Source organism: Mesorhizobium sp. DxT, from assembly GCF_058448885.1.
In genome coordinates, this window is sequence record NZ_JBZFLJ010000003.1 from 44,453 (window position 1) to 58,244 (window position 13,792).

The following is a 13,792-nucleotide window of genomic DNA, read 5'->3' on the forward strand; positions in this document are numbered from 1 at the left end:
CGTGCGCCGTGGGTTTGCGTTGCGTCTGGCCTGCCGTGCATCGCGATCCGGCCTGGCGGATCGGCTTGCCGCTTCTGGCGGCACCTCCGGCGCATGACAATGCGGGCGGGCCGGTTTCGACATGAACAAAAATGCGCCGCAGGCCTTTCCCGTCTATTGGGAAGACGATGCGTCGCGTCTCGTTGCTAGTCTTCGCTCCGGGCAGCCATGGACGTTTCGACCAGTGTTACCGCTGCCTGGAACGCTGTCTCTATATCCATTTCGCTCGTATCGAGCAAGTGGGCGTCTGGCGCCGGCAGCAGGGGCGAGTCGGCCCGGCCCATGTCGCGCGCGTCGCGGCGCTCGATGTCGGCGAGGATGCGGTCGAAGTCGGCAGTGCCGCCCCGGGCCTCTATCTCGGCCAGGCGGCGTCGGGCCCGCACTTCGGCGCTGGCCGTAAGATAGAGCTTCACGTCGGCATCTGGGCACACCACCGTGCCGATGTCGCGTCCGTCGAGGACGGCGCCGGGCGGCGTCCGGGCAAATTCGCGCTGTTTGTCGACGAGTACGCGCCGTACGGCGGGAATGACCGCTACCTGCGATGCAGCCTCGCCGATTGCATGTGCCGAAAGCACCTCGCGATCCATCGCTGCAAGGTCGACCTGTCGTGCGGCGGTCTCGGCGGCCGAGGCGTTGTCGAGCGGCAGGCCGTAGGTCAGCATCCTGTGCGCCACGGCACGATAGCTCAGTCCGGTATCGAGCAGGTTGAGGTGGAAGTGGTCGGCCAGCCGGCGGGCGAGCGTGCCCTTGCCTGCACCGGCCGGCCCGTCGATGGCGATCAGCAAATCCGGCATCCCGTTCGTTTCGATGCGACCGCGCATAGCCGAATTTTCAGCGCGCGGCTATCGGCTTGATGCCGGAACCGGGCAGGACTACGGCTGTACGGTCGTGTAGCGCAGCAGCACGATGCCATCGCCGAACTGCTCGTTGCGGGCAAGTTCCAGCATTGCAGCCACGCCGTCCGGAAACAGCCGCGTACCGCGCCCGAGGATTGTCGGAAAGACCATCAGCCTAAGCTCGTCGACGAGGCCGTGCGGCAGAAGCTGGTGGACGATCGAGGCGCTGCCGAAGATCAGGACGTCGCCGTCGACGCTGGCGCGGATGTCTCGCGCGGCACCGACAAGATCACCTTCGATCAGGCTGGAATTGGACCAGCCAACGGTTTCGAGCGTCCGCGACGCGACGTATTTGGGAAGGCTGTTGATGCGTGCCGCGTAACCTTCCGGGTCGTTCAGCAAGGGCCACACGGCGGCGAACCCGTCATAGGTCACCCGCCCGTAGATCATGGCGTCCGCATCTGCCAGTTCGCGGTGCTTGAAGGCGTCGCCCTTTGGCCCGCGGCTGAACGGCCCCGTCCAGTCGCCGAGGCCGGAGCCTTCCATGCCGACCGGATCCTGGATCACGCCGTCGAGCGACATGTATTGCGTGGCGATGATGCGTCCCATGATCTTTTATCCTCTTGAGCCGGTGCGACGGTCACCCTGCAACAATGACGTTGCAGGTGCCGGGCATCCGACAGGCAGAGATAGAAAATGGGTGCGGTCGCCAATTACCTGGCGGGTAAGCGATGGCCGGCCGTCAGGTCGAGCGCATCAGCCCGCCATCGATGCGCAGGCTCTGGCCGGTTATGTAGGCGGATTTCTCCGACGCCAGGAAGAGTACGAGTTCGGCCACTTCCTCGCTTCGCCCGTAGCGCTTCATCGGCACGCTCTCGCGGCGTTCCTCCGTCGGGGCGATGCTATCGATCCAGCCGGGCAGGACATTGTTCATGCGAACGTTGCGCGTCGCGTATTCATCGGCGAAGAGCTTGGTGTAGGCCGCAAGACCCGCCCGCGCGACGGCCGAGGTCGGGAACATCGCGCTTGGCTCGTCCACCCAGGCCGTGGAGATGTTGACGATCGCGCCGCCGCCGTTCCCGGCCATCAGCGGCGCGACGAGGCGCGTGGCGCGCACCACGTTCATGAAATAGACGTCGAAGCCGGTGTGCCATTGCTCGTCCGTGATCTCCAGCAAAGGTGCGCGAGGCCCGTGGCCGGCGCCGTTGACGAGCACGTCGATCCGGCCCCAGCGATCCATGGTGGCAGTCACGAAACGTTCGAGGTCGTCGCTCGACTGGTTGGAGCCGGTGAAGCCCAGCCCGCCGAGTTCCTTGGCCAGCGCCTCGCCTTTGCCGGAAGACGAAAGCACGGCGACCTCGTACCCGCTTTCGGCGAGCTTGCGCGCCGAGGCCGCCCCCATGCCGGAGCCGCCGCCGACCACCATCGCAACCTTGTTGTCGCCAGCCATCTCTTTCTCCTTTTCCGGTTTTCGGGTTCGTGGTTGATCTAGCCGGCTGTTGCCTTGCGAACGACGGCAGCCTCCACGCCTTCCAGCCCGGCATAGGGCGCGCGGCCGAACATTTCCGGTTCGCCCAGCCAGGCAAGCAGCATGTCGAAGGCGTCGACACCCCAGAACAGTTCGTCATCCACCGCGAAGGTCGGCACACCGAAGACGCCGCGCGCGATCGCTTCGTCGGTCAGCGCGCGCAGCCGGTCCTTCGCGCTTTGCTCGCCGGCCAGCGCCGGGTCGACGCCGATGCGCGCGGCGAAGGCGGCGAGGTCCGCTTCATTATCCGGTGCGCGGCCGTCCGAGAAGACGAAGTCGAAGGCTTTGCGCACCGTTTCAAGGTCCGCGTCCGAGCCTGCCAGCAACCGCATGGCTGCCAGGGGATTGAACGGGTGGCGCTGCGGGAAGCGCATCGCCAGTCCGTATTTTTCGCCGAGGAAGCACGACAGGCGATAGGTGTGCAGCCGCTTCGGTGCGATTTCGGCGGGGCCGCGCTGTCCCCAATGGGCGAGCAACGGCCCAAGCAGGATCGGCTTCGGCTTTACCTCCACATCCGCCGGCAATTCGCCGAACCGGGCGAGCGCCACATGCGCGAAAGGAGAAATGATGTCGAAATAGAAGTCGATCTGTCGCACGTGCTCCTCCCTTGCCGGACCCGACATTGGCTAGCACGCGAGCCTGACAAGGGAAACGCCGTGCCGTTGGCACAGCGTCGCGAGATACTACGGCTAGTCGATCTGCGCCCCTAGCCCCGCCATGAGGTCGAAGAATTCGGGGAAGCTGGTGGCGACCATGTTGCGGTCGTCGACCGTGACAGGCATTTCGGCAGCAAATCCCATGACCAGGAAGCTCATGGCGATGCGGTGGTCGAGATGGGTTTCGACCGTCCCGCCGCCGAGCCCCTTGCCGCCGGGGCGCCCACGCACGGTGAGTGACGCTTCGCCCTCCGTGCAGTCGACGCCGTTCGCCTCGAGCCCGCGCGCGACGGCGGCAAGGCGGTCGCTTTCCTTGACGCGGAGCTCGTCGAGTCCGTCCATAACCGTCTCGCCCTCGGCGAAGCTGGCTGCCACGGCAAGCACGGGATATTCGTCGATCATGAATGGCGCGCGTGCCGGCGGCACCGTCACGCCGCTCAGATCGCTGTGGCGCACCCGCAGATCGGCGACCTCCTCGCCGCCGGCATCGCGCCTGTTGATCACCTCGATGTTGCCGCCCATTTCCATGAGCGTGTCAATCAGCCCGGTGCGCGTCGGGTTCATCAGCACGTTCTCGATCGTGACGTCCGAACCGGGCACGATCAGCGCCGCGACAAGCGGGAAAGCAGCCGACGACGGGTCGCCCGGCACGGCAATCGTCTGGCCGGAAAGCCGGCCCTCGCCCTGGATGCGTATGTGGCGCACACCTTCGGCGTCGGTTTCGACTTCCAGTTCGGCCCCGAAGCCCGCAAGCATCTTTTCCGTGTGGTCGCGGGTCATGATCGGTTCGATCACGGTGGTGATGCCCGGCGTGTTCAGTGCGGCGAGCAGCACAGCCGACTTCACCTGCGCAGAAGCCATCGGCACCCGGTAGCTGATCGGTGCGGCCCGTTTTGGACCGCGCAGCGTCAGCGGCAGGCGCCCGCCATCGGCGGCGGAAACCACCTGCACGCCCATTTCGCGCAGCGGATCGAGCACGCGGCCCATCGGTCGCTTGGAAAGCGAGGCGTCACCGACGAACGTCGTCGCCATGTCATAGGTACCGACGAGCCCCATGGTCAGGCGCGCTCCGGTGCCGGCATTGCCGAAATCGAGCGGGGTGCCAGGCTCCAGCAGGCAGCCATTGCCGACACCTTGGATGATCCATTCGCCATCGGTTTTTTCGATGCGCGCGCCCATCGCCTTCATCGCCTCGCCGGTGCGCAACACGTCTTCGCCTTCGAGCAGGCCCGTTATGCGCGTCTCGCCTGCCGCCAGTCCGCCGAACATGAACGATCGGTGCGAAATCGACTTGTCGCCCGGCACCCGCACATTGCCGGAAAGCGTTTCCGACCTGGACGCGGTTGCGGGGCTTGGCGAGGCGAGGCTGTTCATGCTGACGATCCTTGCGGCCCCGTGCCGGGGGCGTTCCAGTTTGGGGCGGTCTCTACCATGAGCCTTGGAGCCGGTCATCCCCTGTCGGCAGCCCTTGCCTGAAAAGGGTTTTTCGGCAATGGGGGTTACACGCAACGCCGCCGTGCAAAGCCTGTTGACATAGGCTTTGACAGCACGCCAACTTGCAGTTATGGGGACCCCACTTTTTTCGAGGAAGGGGCCGTCGCCGAAGTGTGCCGCCCTTTTGGCCGCGGCTCCAACGACGGCGACCTGAAAGCAAGCAGAACAAGAGGCAAGACGTGGCTAAACCCGATCTCGGCACCAAACGCATTTGCCCGGAAACGGGCCGTAAATTTTACGACCTGAACAAGGACCCGATCGTCTCTCCCTATACGGGCCAGAGCTACCCGCTGTCCTATTTCGACAGTGGCTCCTCCTCGGTCAGTGATGACGACGAGGTCGAGGAAAAGGAACTCGACGCAGAAGAATCCGGCGCTGAGATCGTATCGCTTGAGGATGCCGACGACGAAGCCAAGGGCGACAGCGACGACGTCTCGGTCGAGGACGAAGAGGACGTGGATCTCGGCGACGACGATGACGACGCTTTCCTGGCCGATGAGGAGGAAGACGAGGACGACGTTTCCGGCATCATCAGCGTCGGCGACGACGACGACGAAAGCTGACTTTAAAAAAGGCCTCTCGCGAGGCTTGATATTGTCTGCGGGCGGGTTTAGAAGCCGCCATCGAAAACCGGCGCGCCTCCCATGCGCGCCGGGATAGAGACGGCTCGGGCCTTCCGGGCCGGTGTGGGGCCATAGCTCAGCTGGGAGAGCGCCTGCATGGCATGCAGGAGGTCAGCGGTTCGATCCCGCTTGGCTCCACCAATTTCCCCAAACAACCCGTGTTATATGCCTCTTGTGTGGGCTGGCGGCTTTTTGCCGGTCCAGGCCGGGGGGCATTCGAGTTCGACCGCATGCGGCGGTCGATGAACTGCGCTGGAGCACTTCTGGCGGTGACAGCCGCAGGCATCTGACTTTTCCGTCTCTGTTGATCCGATCCGACCGGGCCGCGTTGCGAGCGCGCTTGACAGCCGGTTCGGATTCGGGAATCAGTGGTCAGACCACTGTAAGGCCACTTGGGAGGAGAGCCGGCCGATGTCGACGGTGCTTGCCGAAAATGACGACCTGTCGGGCGCGGAAAAGGTATTCGCCTTTTTCCGCGATGCGCTGGTTAACGGTTCGCTGAAGCCCGGTGAGCGGCTGTTGGGTGAGCGCGAGCTTTCGCTGCGGCTGGGCGTTTCTAGGCCGGTTCTGCGCGAGGCGCTGCGCTCGCTTTCGATGCTGGGCTTTCTGGATATCCGGCACGGAAAGGGCGCCTATGTGCGCCAGGCGGACATCAACGTGCTGTCGGATTTCTTCACCTTCAGCCTCGCCCAGCAGCCCGACATTCTCGACGACGTAATGCAGGCGCGTATCGCGATCGAATGCCAGGCGATTCGCCTTGCCTGCGAGCGGGCCACCGAGACGGACCTCAAGCATATCGGCTCCAAGCTTACGCAACTCATGGATACCCTGCATGACCCGATGGACGGCGGTGCTGCCGATTTTGCCTTTCACCAGGCGATTGTCGAGGCAAGCCGTAGCGAGGCGCTGGTCACGCTTTACGGGGCGATCGGCGAGCTCCTTCGGCGCAGCCACGTTCAGCGTCGCGAGGTGACTGTCTCGGAGCCCGGCATTGTCGACTATCTCGTCGAGGCGCACCGGGAGGTCTTTCTGTCGATTGTGGAGCGCGACGCGGACGCAGCCGATCGCAAGCTGCGCGACCACTTCGCCATCGGCGACGAGTTCCGTCGCCGCAGCCTGATCTCGGCCTTCACCCGGAGGCCGCAGACCTAAGCACGAAGCCTGAAAATCAAGGGAGGATTTCGATATGCTGCATAGGACAATCACGCGCGCGCTCACCGGCGCGGCCATAGCACTTGCCATGACGGGAGCGGCCATTGCCGCCGAACTGCGTTATGCCCACGTGGGCGCCGAAGGCGACATCCAGACGATCTACGCTGCCCAGGCGGCCGAAGGCATCGCCGCGGCGACAAATGGCGATGTCACCGTGACCGTTTATCCTGCGAGCCAGCTCGGCGGCGTCGCCGAAATGGTCGACGGCATCCGCATGGGTTCGATCTCGATCGGCCACCACGACTTTGCCTCGCTGGCCCGCCTCGTGCCTGAGGTTGCCGTTTTCAACGCGCCTTTCATCTACCGTGATGGCGCCCACGCACTCGCCGCCACCGATCCTGAAACATCGCCGGCCCTTCAGGCCATCAATGAGAAGCTGGTCGCGCAGGGCGTACGCATCATCGGCCGCATCTATCGCGGCGATCGCCAGATCTCGTCCAACTTCCCCGTGAAGACGCCGGCCGACCTGTCCGGCAAGCCCTTCCGCGCCGTGCCGCTCGAATTGTGGGTGTCCATGGTGAAGGGCTTCGGCGCGATCCCGACCCCGGTCGAGGTGGCTGAACTGCCGACCGCGCTGATGACCGGCGTGGTGGTGGGCCAGGAAAACCCGCTCACCATGATCGCGGCCAACAACCTCAATGAGGTGCAGTCGCATGTCTCGATGACCGGACACATGCGCGCCGTGCTGGCGGTTTTCGTCAACGAGGAAGTCTGGCAGGGGCTGAGCGAAGACCAGCGCGCTGCGATCACCAAGGTGCTCGACGACGAAGCGACGAAGTCTTTGCAGATGGCTCAGGAAGGGGAGGCAAAGCTGGTCGAAGAGCTCAAGGGCCGCGGCATGACCTTCGTCACCGAAGCCGACGGGCTCGACCTCACCGCCTTCCGCGAAAGCGTCAACAAGCAGATCGCCCAGGATTTTCCGAGCTTCACGCCGCTGATTGAGCAGATCCAGGCGGTCGAATAGACGCACCGAAAACCGGCCGGGGTTTTCCGCCCCGGCCGTTCAGTCTCATGAAAAACGGACCCGCGAAGGCGGCGGGCAGGGAGGAAGAATGCGCATCGTCGAACGCATCATGACCGCGCTGGTCGTGATGATCCTGGCGGGTCTGGTGCTCGTTCCGACCGCGCAGGTCATCATGCGCGGTGTTTTCGTCCAGCCCTTCATCGGCGCAGAGGAGTTTACCCGCTTCCTGCTGATCTGCCTGATTTTCTGCGCCTATCCGCTGGTCGTGCAGAAGGGCGAGAACATCGTCATGGGTGAGTTCAAGGCCGCTCTTCCGGACCGGCCGAGGCGGGTGCTCAACGTCCTGATCTCTATCGGCGCTATCTCGGCAACGGCCTTCATCGCCTACGTGACTGCCAGCAACATCTCGCGGAACCTGAATAACGCAACGCCGACGCTCGGTATTCCGTTCTGGCTGTTTCTCGGCGCGACCCTTCTTGGCTTCGCAGGCGCGGCGGTCGTTCACCTCCTTCATCTGCGCAAGCCGCCGCAGGCGGACAAGAACGTGGTGCTGTAATCATGGGCTTCGCCGTCATTGTCGCTTTTCTGGCCCTCTTCATGCTGGGCTTTCCGGTGGTGTATGCGATCCTGCTGCCGTCGATCGCGTATGTGCTGATTGAAGGTTTGCCGCTCGGGCTTCTGGCCCAGCGCATTACCTACGCGCTCGATTCCTTTCCTCTCGTGGCCGTGCCGCTCTTCATATTCGTCGGCAATCTGATGAACCTGTCGGGTATCACCGATCGCATATTCCGTTTCGCCTATACGCTGGTCGGGCGGGTGCCTGGCGGGCTGGCGCAGGTGAATATTTTCGGCAGCCTCATCTTTTCCGGCATGTCGGGTGCCGCTCTGGCGGATATTGGAGGGCTCGGGCGCATCGAGATCGAGGCCATGCGCAAGCGTGGCTTCAGCGCCGCCTTTGCCGGCGCGGTCACGGGCGCATCGGCAACCATCGGGCCCATCTTTCCGCCGTCGATTCCCTTGATCGTCTACGGTTCGGTCACGAGCGTTTCGATCGTTCAGTTGCTGGTTGCCGGCATCATGCCGGCCATCCTGTGCACCGTGCTGCTGATGACGACGGTGCTTGTCATCGCCACGCGCGAAAAGCATCCCCGCGCGGATCGCTGGCCGACCGTCGGCGAGGTCGTGCGCGATTTCCTGCCGGCCATCCCGGCGATCATCGCGCCCGCGCTGATGATCGCAGGCATGACGTTCGGCGCCTTCACCCCCACCGAAGCCGCTGCGATAACCGCGGTCTATGTGGTCATCATAAGCGCGGTTCTCTATCGCGAGTTGACCCTGGCGCATCTTTGGAATTCCGCCATCCTGACGGCGCGCAGTTCTTCGGCGATCCTGATCATCGTGGCCGCCGCCGCCCTGTTCGGCTGGATTCTGGCCGTGGAGCAGGTTCCCCAGACCTTTGCTGCAGCGCTGCTGGGCCTGTCGCGCGATCCGATCATGCTGCTGATCATCGCCAATCTCGTCTTCTTCGTGGCCGGCATGTTCCTGGATTCCACGACGGCGACATTGTTGCTCGTCCCCATCATTGCGCCGCCGCTTGTCCTGGCCGGCGTCGATCCGGTCCAGCTCGGCATCGTCACGATCTTCAACCTGATGCTGGGCCTGCTGACGCCTCCCATGGGTCTGTCGCTGTTTCTGGTGGCCGACATCGCGAAAGTCTCGATCCGGCAATTGCTCAAGGCGCTGTTGCCTTTCTACATCCCGCTGCTGACCACGTTGATGATCCTTACCTTCGCAAAGGATTTCACCTTGTGGCTCCCACGTATGATAGCCCAGTAAAGACCCCTCGGAGTTCATCCATGCGCATCGTCATAGGTTCAGACCACGCCGGCTTTCCGCTCAAGGCCACCATCATGGACCATATACGGTCGCTCGGACATGAGGTGCACGATGCGGGGTCCTATACGCCAGATCCCGTCGACTTTCCCGACATAGCCAAGGTGGTGACCTCGTCTATCCTCGACGGCAAGGCTGAACGTGGGCTTATGGTCTGCGGCACAGGGGTCGGCGCCTCGATTGCCGCGAACAAGGTCAAGGGCATCCGCGCGGCGGTCTGCCACGACGTGCATTCCGCTCATCAGTCAGTGGAGCATGACGACGTCAATGTGATGTGCATCGGGGCGCAGATCGTGGGCGCCTGGCTCGCCAAGGATCTCGTGACCGCATATCTGGAAGCGGAATTCTCTACGGATGAGGATTTCCGCCGGCGCGTGAGGAAGCTCGCCGAAATGGATGGCGAGCGGTAATTGCCCTCAACGAGTACCCTGCGGCGATTGCCTGGCCGGCATGGCCGGGGGGCTCTTGTGAAACGGCGCGCCCTTCAGCCAGAGTTTGAGCGCCTGCCAATGGATCGCGCCAACGACCTTCAGCGTCATGAACGGGAAGCGCGCCAGGCAGCGGGCAAGATGCGCATCGTCGAGCGGGAGCGCGTCGCCGTTGAAGGTCGCGGCCAGCAGCGGCGCGTTGTCTTCCGTCTCGTGAATGCGCAGACGCACCGTCTTGCCGGGCGGCAGCACGCGGAAATGATAGCGCGCGTTCATGCCGATGAAGGGCGAGACGTGGAATGCCTTGCCGCGTTCCTGACGAATGCCGGCCGCGCTTTCCTCGCCGGCCAGCACCGGTGCGACATAAGCGTGACGCCCACCGAACGTGTTGCGCACCGCGTATATCAGCGCGATCAGCCTGCCGGTATCGTCATAGGCGAAATAGACGGAGATCGGATTGAAGACGTAGCCGAGAATGCGTGGGAAGCACAGCAGAAGTACCCTCGCTGCGGGCGCGCCCAGGCCAGCATTTGCCAGTAACCTGTCTACGAATTGTCGAAGGGTTTCACCGTCGTTTTCGACATGATCGCGCTCCTGAAACGATGCAAGGCCCGCCCGGTTGACGCCAAGCAGGCGCGACATGCGGCCCAGCTCTACGAGCCTGTCGATGTCCACAAGCAGGGAGAAGACGGGATAGCTGAAGCGGTGCCCGAACGGTCTCAGGCGCTGGTGCATGACCCTGCCGGGGTAGAGCGTTCCGGCGGCTTCCGGCGGCGCTCCGTTCGCATCGGTTGTCGTGATGCGCTCGCGGGTCATCTCTAGTCCGCAGCCGTCCAGCCGACATCCCGGCACAAAACGCCACCCAGGATGCATCCACGTGTGACGAGCGCGCGCTCGGCCACCTTGAGCGTGATCGAGTAGCTGCGATCCCGCTTGGGATCGTAGGCCGTGCCGGCAAGCGTATCCGCCGACTGGGGCTCCAGGGACATCACCAGCTTGTCGCCGGGCTCTTCCCCCTTGCTGGTGTCGCCGATCCACAGGTTCGTTGCGCAGATGTCCGCACCGCAGGGGGCAATCTGGACGCGGGCGTTGCCGTCGTCACGAAGCCAGACACCGCTGGGATCGGCCGCATCCTGTGCTACGGCAGGATTCGCCATGAAAAGCATAGTCGCAAATACACAGAATGCCGGCTGCTTCATCGCACTCGTCCTCGATTTTTCTTCCAAAGATACGTTCGAACACCCGTTTCGGTTCACTGCCGGTGATCCGAAAGGACATTCGCGCCGTAGGAGAGACAGTCCCGCAAAAGGCACGACCATGAAGATAATCCTCATTGCATATCTCGCCGCCGCAATCGCGTTCCTGATCGTCGATGCGATCTGGCTCTACACGATGGCCGATACGCTCTACCGGCCGCTGCTTGGAGATATGCTCGCGCCACAGTTCAGGCTGGTTCCGGCGATCGTATTCTACCTGATCTATATCGGCGGTATCGTCTTCTTCGCGGTCTTACCGGCACTGGAAGGGGGCGGTGTTGGCAGGGCGGCGCTCAATGGAGCGGTGCTGGGGCTGGTCGCCTACGCGACCTACGATCTCACAAACCAGGCCACGTTGCGCGACTGGCCGCTGACCCTCACTCTGGCAGACATTCCCTGGGGCATGTTCGTGACCGCGGTCGGCGCGTCAGCCGGGTTTATCGTCTCCGACCGGCTCGGCTGACCCTCCAGCAGCGGCAAGGACATTCGAGAAGATCAGCGCGGCGCAGACTGTCAGCAGACCGGCACTTGATGCGTTGAGGCGCACCAGAGCGGCATATTCTTCGACGTCATAGGCGACAAGCGGCGTACCGTATCGGCTGCCGAGAAACAGGAAAGCCATAAAGGCGCCTCCGGCGATGGCGAACCCGATCGTCCTTTCGGCCGGGCGGAACAGGAGTATCGCCAGTACCGCGCAGGGAATGAGGAAGATCTCCACCGCCGACTGCACACCGAAGAGCTGCGCACACAGGATCGTATTGCCGATCCCGGCCAATGGCAGCAGCGCGCGCCCTGCCACGGTGTTCCAGCGCGACAACGCCGGAACGGCCAGAAAGAATGGGGTCGACAGGAACGTGTACCAGACCGGCTCGATATTCGTCGTGGCGAGCCAGTAGACGTACAGCGGATAAAACGGCTGGTTTGATGCTACCAGCAGGGCTATGAAATTGGCGGACGCGACGAGGGGATCGGGGTGCGCCGCATACGAGCGCACGAGGTCGATCGCCCTCATCGTCAGGCCCTGGTTGCCGGGCGCAGCAGGTAGTGGCTGACGCCCCATGGCTCGCCATCTGCGTAGCCGAACAGGCCAGCGGTCGCGAGAAAGAACATCCGCCAGCGGCGCATCCAAAGCGGCGCGTCACGGCCATATCGTTCGGCGAAGATGGAGCGGATTTCAGCTTCGTTGGCGTCGAAATTCCTGAGCCAGTCGAGTGCAGTTCGTTCGTAGTGCCTGCCGTTCCATCGCCAGTCCTGCTCGACGCTGAACCACTCTGAGAATTCACGCATCAAGCCGTGGCTGGGCATGACCCCGCCGGTGAAAAAGTACTGGGCAATCCAGTCCGCGGGATCGGCATGATCGAAGCGGTAGGGGCTGTTCCGGTGCGAGAAGACATGGATGAACATCCGCCCGTCGTTATGCAGCCAGCCCCGCGCGCGTTCCAGCAGCAGCCGCCAGTTAGACATGTGCTCGAACATCTCCACCGAGACGATGCGGTCGAAACGGCCTTCATGCGAAAACGCGTTCATGTCGGCGGTCACGACAACGAGGTTTGTGAGCCCGCGTTTCGCGATCTCGGCTTCGATGTGGCGGCGCTGCGGGGCTGAGTTGGAGACGGACAGGATGCGCGACCCGGGGAACCGTTCGGCCATGAAGAGGGACAGCGATCCCCACCCGCAACCGAGCTCGAGGATCGTCTGGCCATCCTCCAGCATCGCGTGCCTGCAGGTTTCGTCCAGCGCAAGCAGTTCCGCTTCCTCCAGCGTCGTATCCTTGTCCGGATAAAGGCAGCATGAATATTTGCGGCGCGGTCCGAGCACGATCTCGAAGAAGGCAGGAGGCAGCTCGTAATGCTGGTCGTTGGCTTCGGTGGTGTTGACAGCAATCGGCCAGCCATCCATCGCCCGTGCGAAATCTGCATCGACATTGTCGTTGCCGCTCGCAAGCTTCTGCTCGGTTCGCCCCACAAGCCGGTCGATTCCGAACCGCAGTGCCTTGTCGGGCAGCGGCAGACGCTCTGCGGCGGAAATCGCTGCAACGGCGAGATTCATGTCGAGACCTCCCTTTGTTTCGGAAATGGCCAGAATGCGCTCACCCGGCGGGCGTAGGCTTCATAAGCCTCGCCGCGCGAGCGTTTCATATGCTCTTCCAGCGGTGGAATGCCGGACACGTGCACCAGCAGCCAGTACATGAAGGCCGGCCCGACGAGCGCACCCCAACCCCATGCCCAATCACCATAGGGGCCGATTGCGATCAGGGCGTAGCCAGTCCAGCCGAGCCACTGGAAGAAATAGTTTGGATGCCGCGACAGGCCCCAAAGACCGGCGTTGCACACTTTGCCGGCGTTGGCGTCGCTTTTCTTGAACTGTGAGAGCTGCGCATCGGCGATGCCCTCGCCGGCAACAGCGATCGCAAGCACGACTATACCGGCAAGATCGCTCCATTGCAGGCCTGGCATCGGGTTGCGCGCGGCCAGAAAGATCGTGCAGGCCAGAAGAAGGGCGGCGGCAGCCTGCATCTGCAGGAAATAGAGCATCTGTCGGCGCCACTGCCCGCCCCACTCCCGCTTGAGCGCGGCATAGCGCGGGTCCTCTCCGCCGTTCACGGTGCGGCTAACGATGTGCAGGCCGAGCCGCAGCGACCACAGGCCGGCAACCGTTGCAACGATGACGCGCCGTTGCCAATCGCCTTCCCAACCCTCGACGGGAAGAAGTGCTGCCGCTATGCCCGCCGCGCCGATGGCGAACGACCAGGTCGCGTCCACCCAGCCGGATTTTGCTCCGCGGCTCACTGCGAGCCACGCCCCTGTCATCGCCAGTGACAGGAAAACGGCGACGACCAGAAGGAGCAGAACCGGACCCACGG

The 13,792-nt window shown here is 63.4% G+C and carries 17 protein-coding genes and 1 tRNA gene; 8 read left to right on the plus strand and 10 right to left on the minus strand.

Going from position 1 to position 13,792, the window contains the following annotated elements:
• Positions 1-185: 185 nt before the first annotated feature.
• The 5 genes from cmk to aroA all read right to left on the minus strand — a co-directional run bounded on the left by cmk (position 186) and on the right by aroA (position 4,433).
• A complete protein-coding gene (gene cmk / locus ACVJNE_RS07290; protein ID WP_499564272.1) occupies positions 186-860 on the minus strand; it encodes a (d)CMP kinase in 675 nt (224 codons plus the stop codon).
• A gap of 51 nt (positions 861-911) precedes the next feature.
• The gene (locus ACVJNE_RS07295; protein WP_499564273.1) at positions 912-1,484 is read right to left on the minus strand and encodes a dihydrofolate reductase family protein; all 573 of its coding nucleotides are present in this window, start codon (positions 1,482-1,484) and stop codon (positions 912-914) included.
• A 133-nt stretch (positions 1,485-1,617) separates the two neighbouring features.
• Entirely contained in the window at positions 1,618-2,325 is a 708-nt protein-coding gene (locus ACVJNE_RS07300; protein ID WP_499564275.1) for an SDR family oxidoreductase, read from the minus strand.
• A 38-nt stretch (positions 2,326-2,363) separates the two neighbouring features.
• On the minus strand, positions 2,364-2,999 hold the full coding sequence (locus ACVJNE_RS07305) for a 2-hydroxychromene-2-carboxylate isomerase (RefSeq protein WP_499564277.1): 636 nt from the start codon (positions 2,997-2,999) through the stop codon (positions 2,364-2,366).
• A gap of 93 nt (positions 3,000-3,092) precedes the next feature.
• Positions 3,093-4,433 (minus strand): 3-phosphoshikimate 1-carboxyvinyltransferase, encoded by a 1,341-nt coding sequence (gene aroA, locus ACVJNE_RS07310; RefSeq protein WP_499564278.1) that lies wholly within the window; start codon positions 4,431-4,433, stop codon positions 3,093-3,095.
• A gap of 299 nt (positions 4,434-4,732) precedes the next feature.
• Between aroA and ACVJNE_RS07315 the strand changes: the two genes are divergently transcribed.
• The 7 genes from ACVJNE_RS07315 (at position 4,733) to rpiB (ending at position 9,655) form a co-directional block, all read left to right on the plus strand.
• The gene (locus tag ACVJNE_RS07315) at positions 4,733-5,116 is read left to right on the plus strand and encodes a TIGR02300 family protein (protein ID WP_499564280.1); all 384 of its coding nucleotides are present in this window, start codon (positions 4,733-4,735) and stop codon (positions 5,114-5,116) included.
• Positions 5,117-5,241: 125 nt separating this feature from the next.
• A tRNA-Ala gene (locus ACVJNE_RS07320) sits at positions 5,242-5,317 on the plus strand.
• A gap of 270 nt (positions 5,318-5,587) precedes the next feature.
• Positions 5,588-6,328, plus strand: a complete 741-nt coding sequence (locus ACVJNE_RS07325; protein WP_499564282.1) for a FadR/GntR family transcriptional regulator — start codon at positions 5,588-5,590, stop codon at positions 6,326-6,328.
• 34 nt (positions 6,329-6,362) lie between these two features.
• Positions 6,363-7,352 (plus strand): TRAP transporter substrate-binding protein, encoded by a 990-nt coding sequence (locus tag ACVJNE_RS07330; RefSeq protein ID WP_499564284.1) that lies wholly within the window; start codon positions 6,363-6,365, stop codon positions 7,350-7,352.
• 88 nt (positions 7,353-7,440) lie between these two features.
• Positions 7,441-7,908, plus strand: coding sequence for a TRAP transporter small permease (locus tag ACVJNE_RS07335; RefSeq protein ID WP_499564285.1), 468 nt, complete (start codon positions 7,441-7,443; stop codon positions 7,906-7,908).
• 2 nt (positions 7,909-7,910) lie between these two features.
• Positions 7,911-9,188 carry a TRAP transporter large permease gene (locus ACVJNE_RS07340; protein ID WP_499564287.1) on the plus strand — a complete coding sequence of 426 codons (1,278 nt, stop codon included), beginning with the start codon at positions 7,911-7,913 and terminating at the stop codon, positions 9,186-9,188.
• Between the two features lie 20 nt (positions 9,189-9,208).
• Positions 9,209-9,655, plus strand: coding sequence for a ribose 5-phosphate isomerase B (gene rpiB, locus ACVJNE_RS07345; protein ID WP_173188493.1), 447 nt, complete (start codon positions 9,209-9,211; stop codon positions 9,653-9,655).
• A gap of 6 nt (positions 9,656-9,661) precedes the next feature.
• Here rpiB and ACVJNE_RS07350 read toward each other — a convergent pair whose 3' ends face one another.
• On the minus strand, positions 9,662-10,489 hold the full coding sequence (locus ACVJNE_RS07350) for a DUF1365 domain-containing protein (protein ID WP_499564289.1): 828 nt from the start codon (positions 10,487-10,489) through the stop codon (positions 9,662-9,664).
• 2 nt (positions 10,490-10,491) lie between these two features.
• On the minus strand, positions 10,492-10,872 hold the full coding sequence (locus ACVJNE_RS07355) for a DUF2147 domain-containing protein (RefSeq protein WP_244648596.1): 381 nt from the start codon (positions 10,870-10,872) through the stop codon (positions 10,492-10,494).
• Between the two features lie 118 nt (positions 10,873-10,990).
• Here ACVJNE_RS07355 and ACVJNE_RS07360 point away from each other — a divergent pair, with 118 nt between their 5' ends.
• Positions 10,991-11,392: a DUF2177 family protein gene (locus tag ACVJNE_RS07360; RefSeq protein WP_499564291.1), complete on the plus strand. Its 402-nt coding sequence runs from the start codon at positions 10,991-10,993 to the stop codon at positions 11,390-11,392.
• Here ACVJNE_RS07360 and ACVJNE_RS07365 read toward each other — a convergent pair.
• From ACVJNE_RS07365 to ACVJNE_RS07375, 3 genes are read right to left on the minus strand one after another with little or no spacing between them, the layout of a single operon-like run.
• The gene (locus ACVJNE_RS07365; protein ID WP_499564293.1) at positions 11,357-11,989 is read right to left on the minus strand and encodes a hypothetical protein; all 633 of its coding nucleotides are present in this window, start codon (positions 11,987-11,989) and stop codon (positions 11,357-11,359) included. The genes ACVJNE_RS07360 and ACVJNE_RS07365 overlap by 36 nt on opposite strands.
• Positions 11,944-12,978, minus strand: coding sequence for an SAM-dependent methyltransferase (locus tag ACVJNE_RS07370; RefSeq protein WP_499564295.1), 1,035 nt, complete (start codon positions 12,976-12,978; stop codon positions 11,944-11,946). Before ACVJNE_RS07370 ends, ACVJNE_RS07365 begins: the two co-directional genes overlap by 46 nt.
• Positions 12,975-13,790 (minus strand): DUF1295 domain-containing protein, encoded by an 816-nt coding sequence (locus ACVJNE_RS07375; protein WP_499564297.1) that lies wholly within the window; start codon positions 13,788-13,790, stop codon positions 12,975-12,977. The genes ACVJNE_RS07370 and ACVJNE_RS07375 overlap by 4 nt, the downstream gene beginning before the upstream one ends.
• Positions 13,791-13,792: the final 2 nt, after the last annotated feature.

Excerpts from the sequence above, each read along its gene's own strand:
- cmk (WP_499564272.1), bottom strand. The coding sequence starts at position 860 with ATGCGCGGTCGCATCGAAACGAACGGGATGCCGGATTTGCTGATCGCC.
- ACVJNE_RS07295 (WP_499564273.1), bottom strand. The coding sequence starts at position 1,484 with ATGGGACGCATCATCGCCACGCAATACATGTCGCTCGACGGCGTGATC.
- ACVJNE_RS07300 (WP_499564275.1), bottom strand. The coding sequence starts at position 2,325 with ATGGCTGGCGACAACAAGGTTGCGATGGTGGTCGGCGGCGGCTCCGGC.
- aroA (WP_499564278.1), bottom strand. The coding sequence starts at position 4,433 with ATGAACAGCCTCGCCTCGCCAAGCCCCGCAACCGCGTCCAGGTCGGAA.
- ACVJNE_RS07325 (WP_499564282.1), top strand. The coding sequence starts at position 5,588 with ATGTCGACGGTGCTTGCCGAAAATGACGACCTGTCGGGCGCGGAAAAG.
- ACVJNE_RS07330 (WP_499564284.1), top strand. The coding sequence starts at position 6,363 with ATGCTGCATAGGACAATCACGCGCGCGCTCACCGGCGCGGCCATAGCA.
- ACVJNE_RS07335 (WP_499564285.1), top strand. The coding sequence starts at position 7,441 with ATGCGCATCGTCGAACGCATCATGACCGCGCTGGTCGTGATGATCCTG.
- ACVJNE_RS07340 (WP_499564287.1), top strand. The coding sequence starts at position 7,911 with ATGGGCTTCGCCGTCATTGTCGCTTTTCTGGCCCTCTTCATGCTGGGC.
- rpiB (WP_173188493.1), top strand. The coding sequence starts at position 9,209 with ATGCGCATCGTCATAGGTTCAGACCACGCCGGCTTTCCGCTCAAGGCC.
- ACVJNE_RS07350 (WP_499564289.1), bottom strand. The coding sequence starts at position 10,489 with ATGACCCGCGAGCGCATCACGACAACCGATGCGAACGGAGCGCCGCCG.
- ACVJNE_RS07355 (WP_244648596.1), bottom strand. The coding sequence starts at position 10,872 with ATGAAGCAGCCGGCATTCTGTGTATTTGCGACTATGCTTTTCATGGCG.
- ACVJNE_RS07360 (WP_499564291.1), top strand. The coding sequence starts at position 10,991 with ATGAAGATAATCCTCATTGCATATCTCGCCGCCGCAATCGCGTTCCTG.
- ACVJNE_RS07365 (WP_499564293.1), bottom strand. The coding sequence starts at position 11,989 with ATGGGGCGTCAGCCACTACCTGCTGCGCCCGGCAACCAGGGCCTGACG.
- ACVJNE_RS07370 (WP_499564295.1), bottom strand. The coding sequence starts at position 12,978 with ATGAATCTCGCCGTTGCAGCGATTTCCGCCGCAGAGCGTCTGCCGCTG.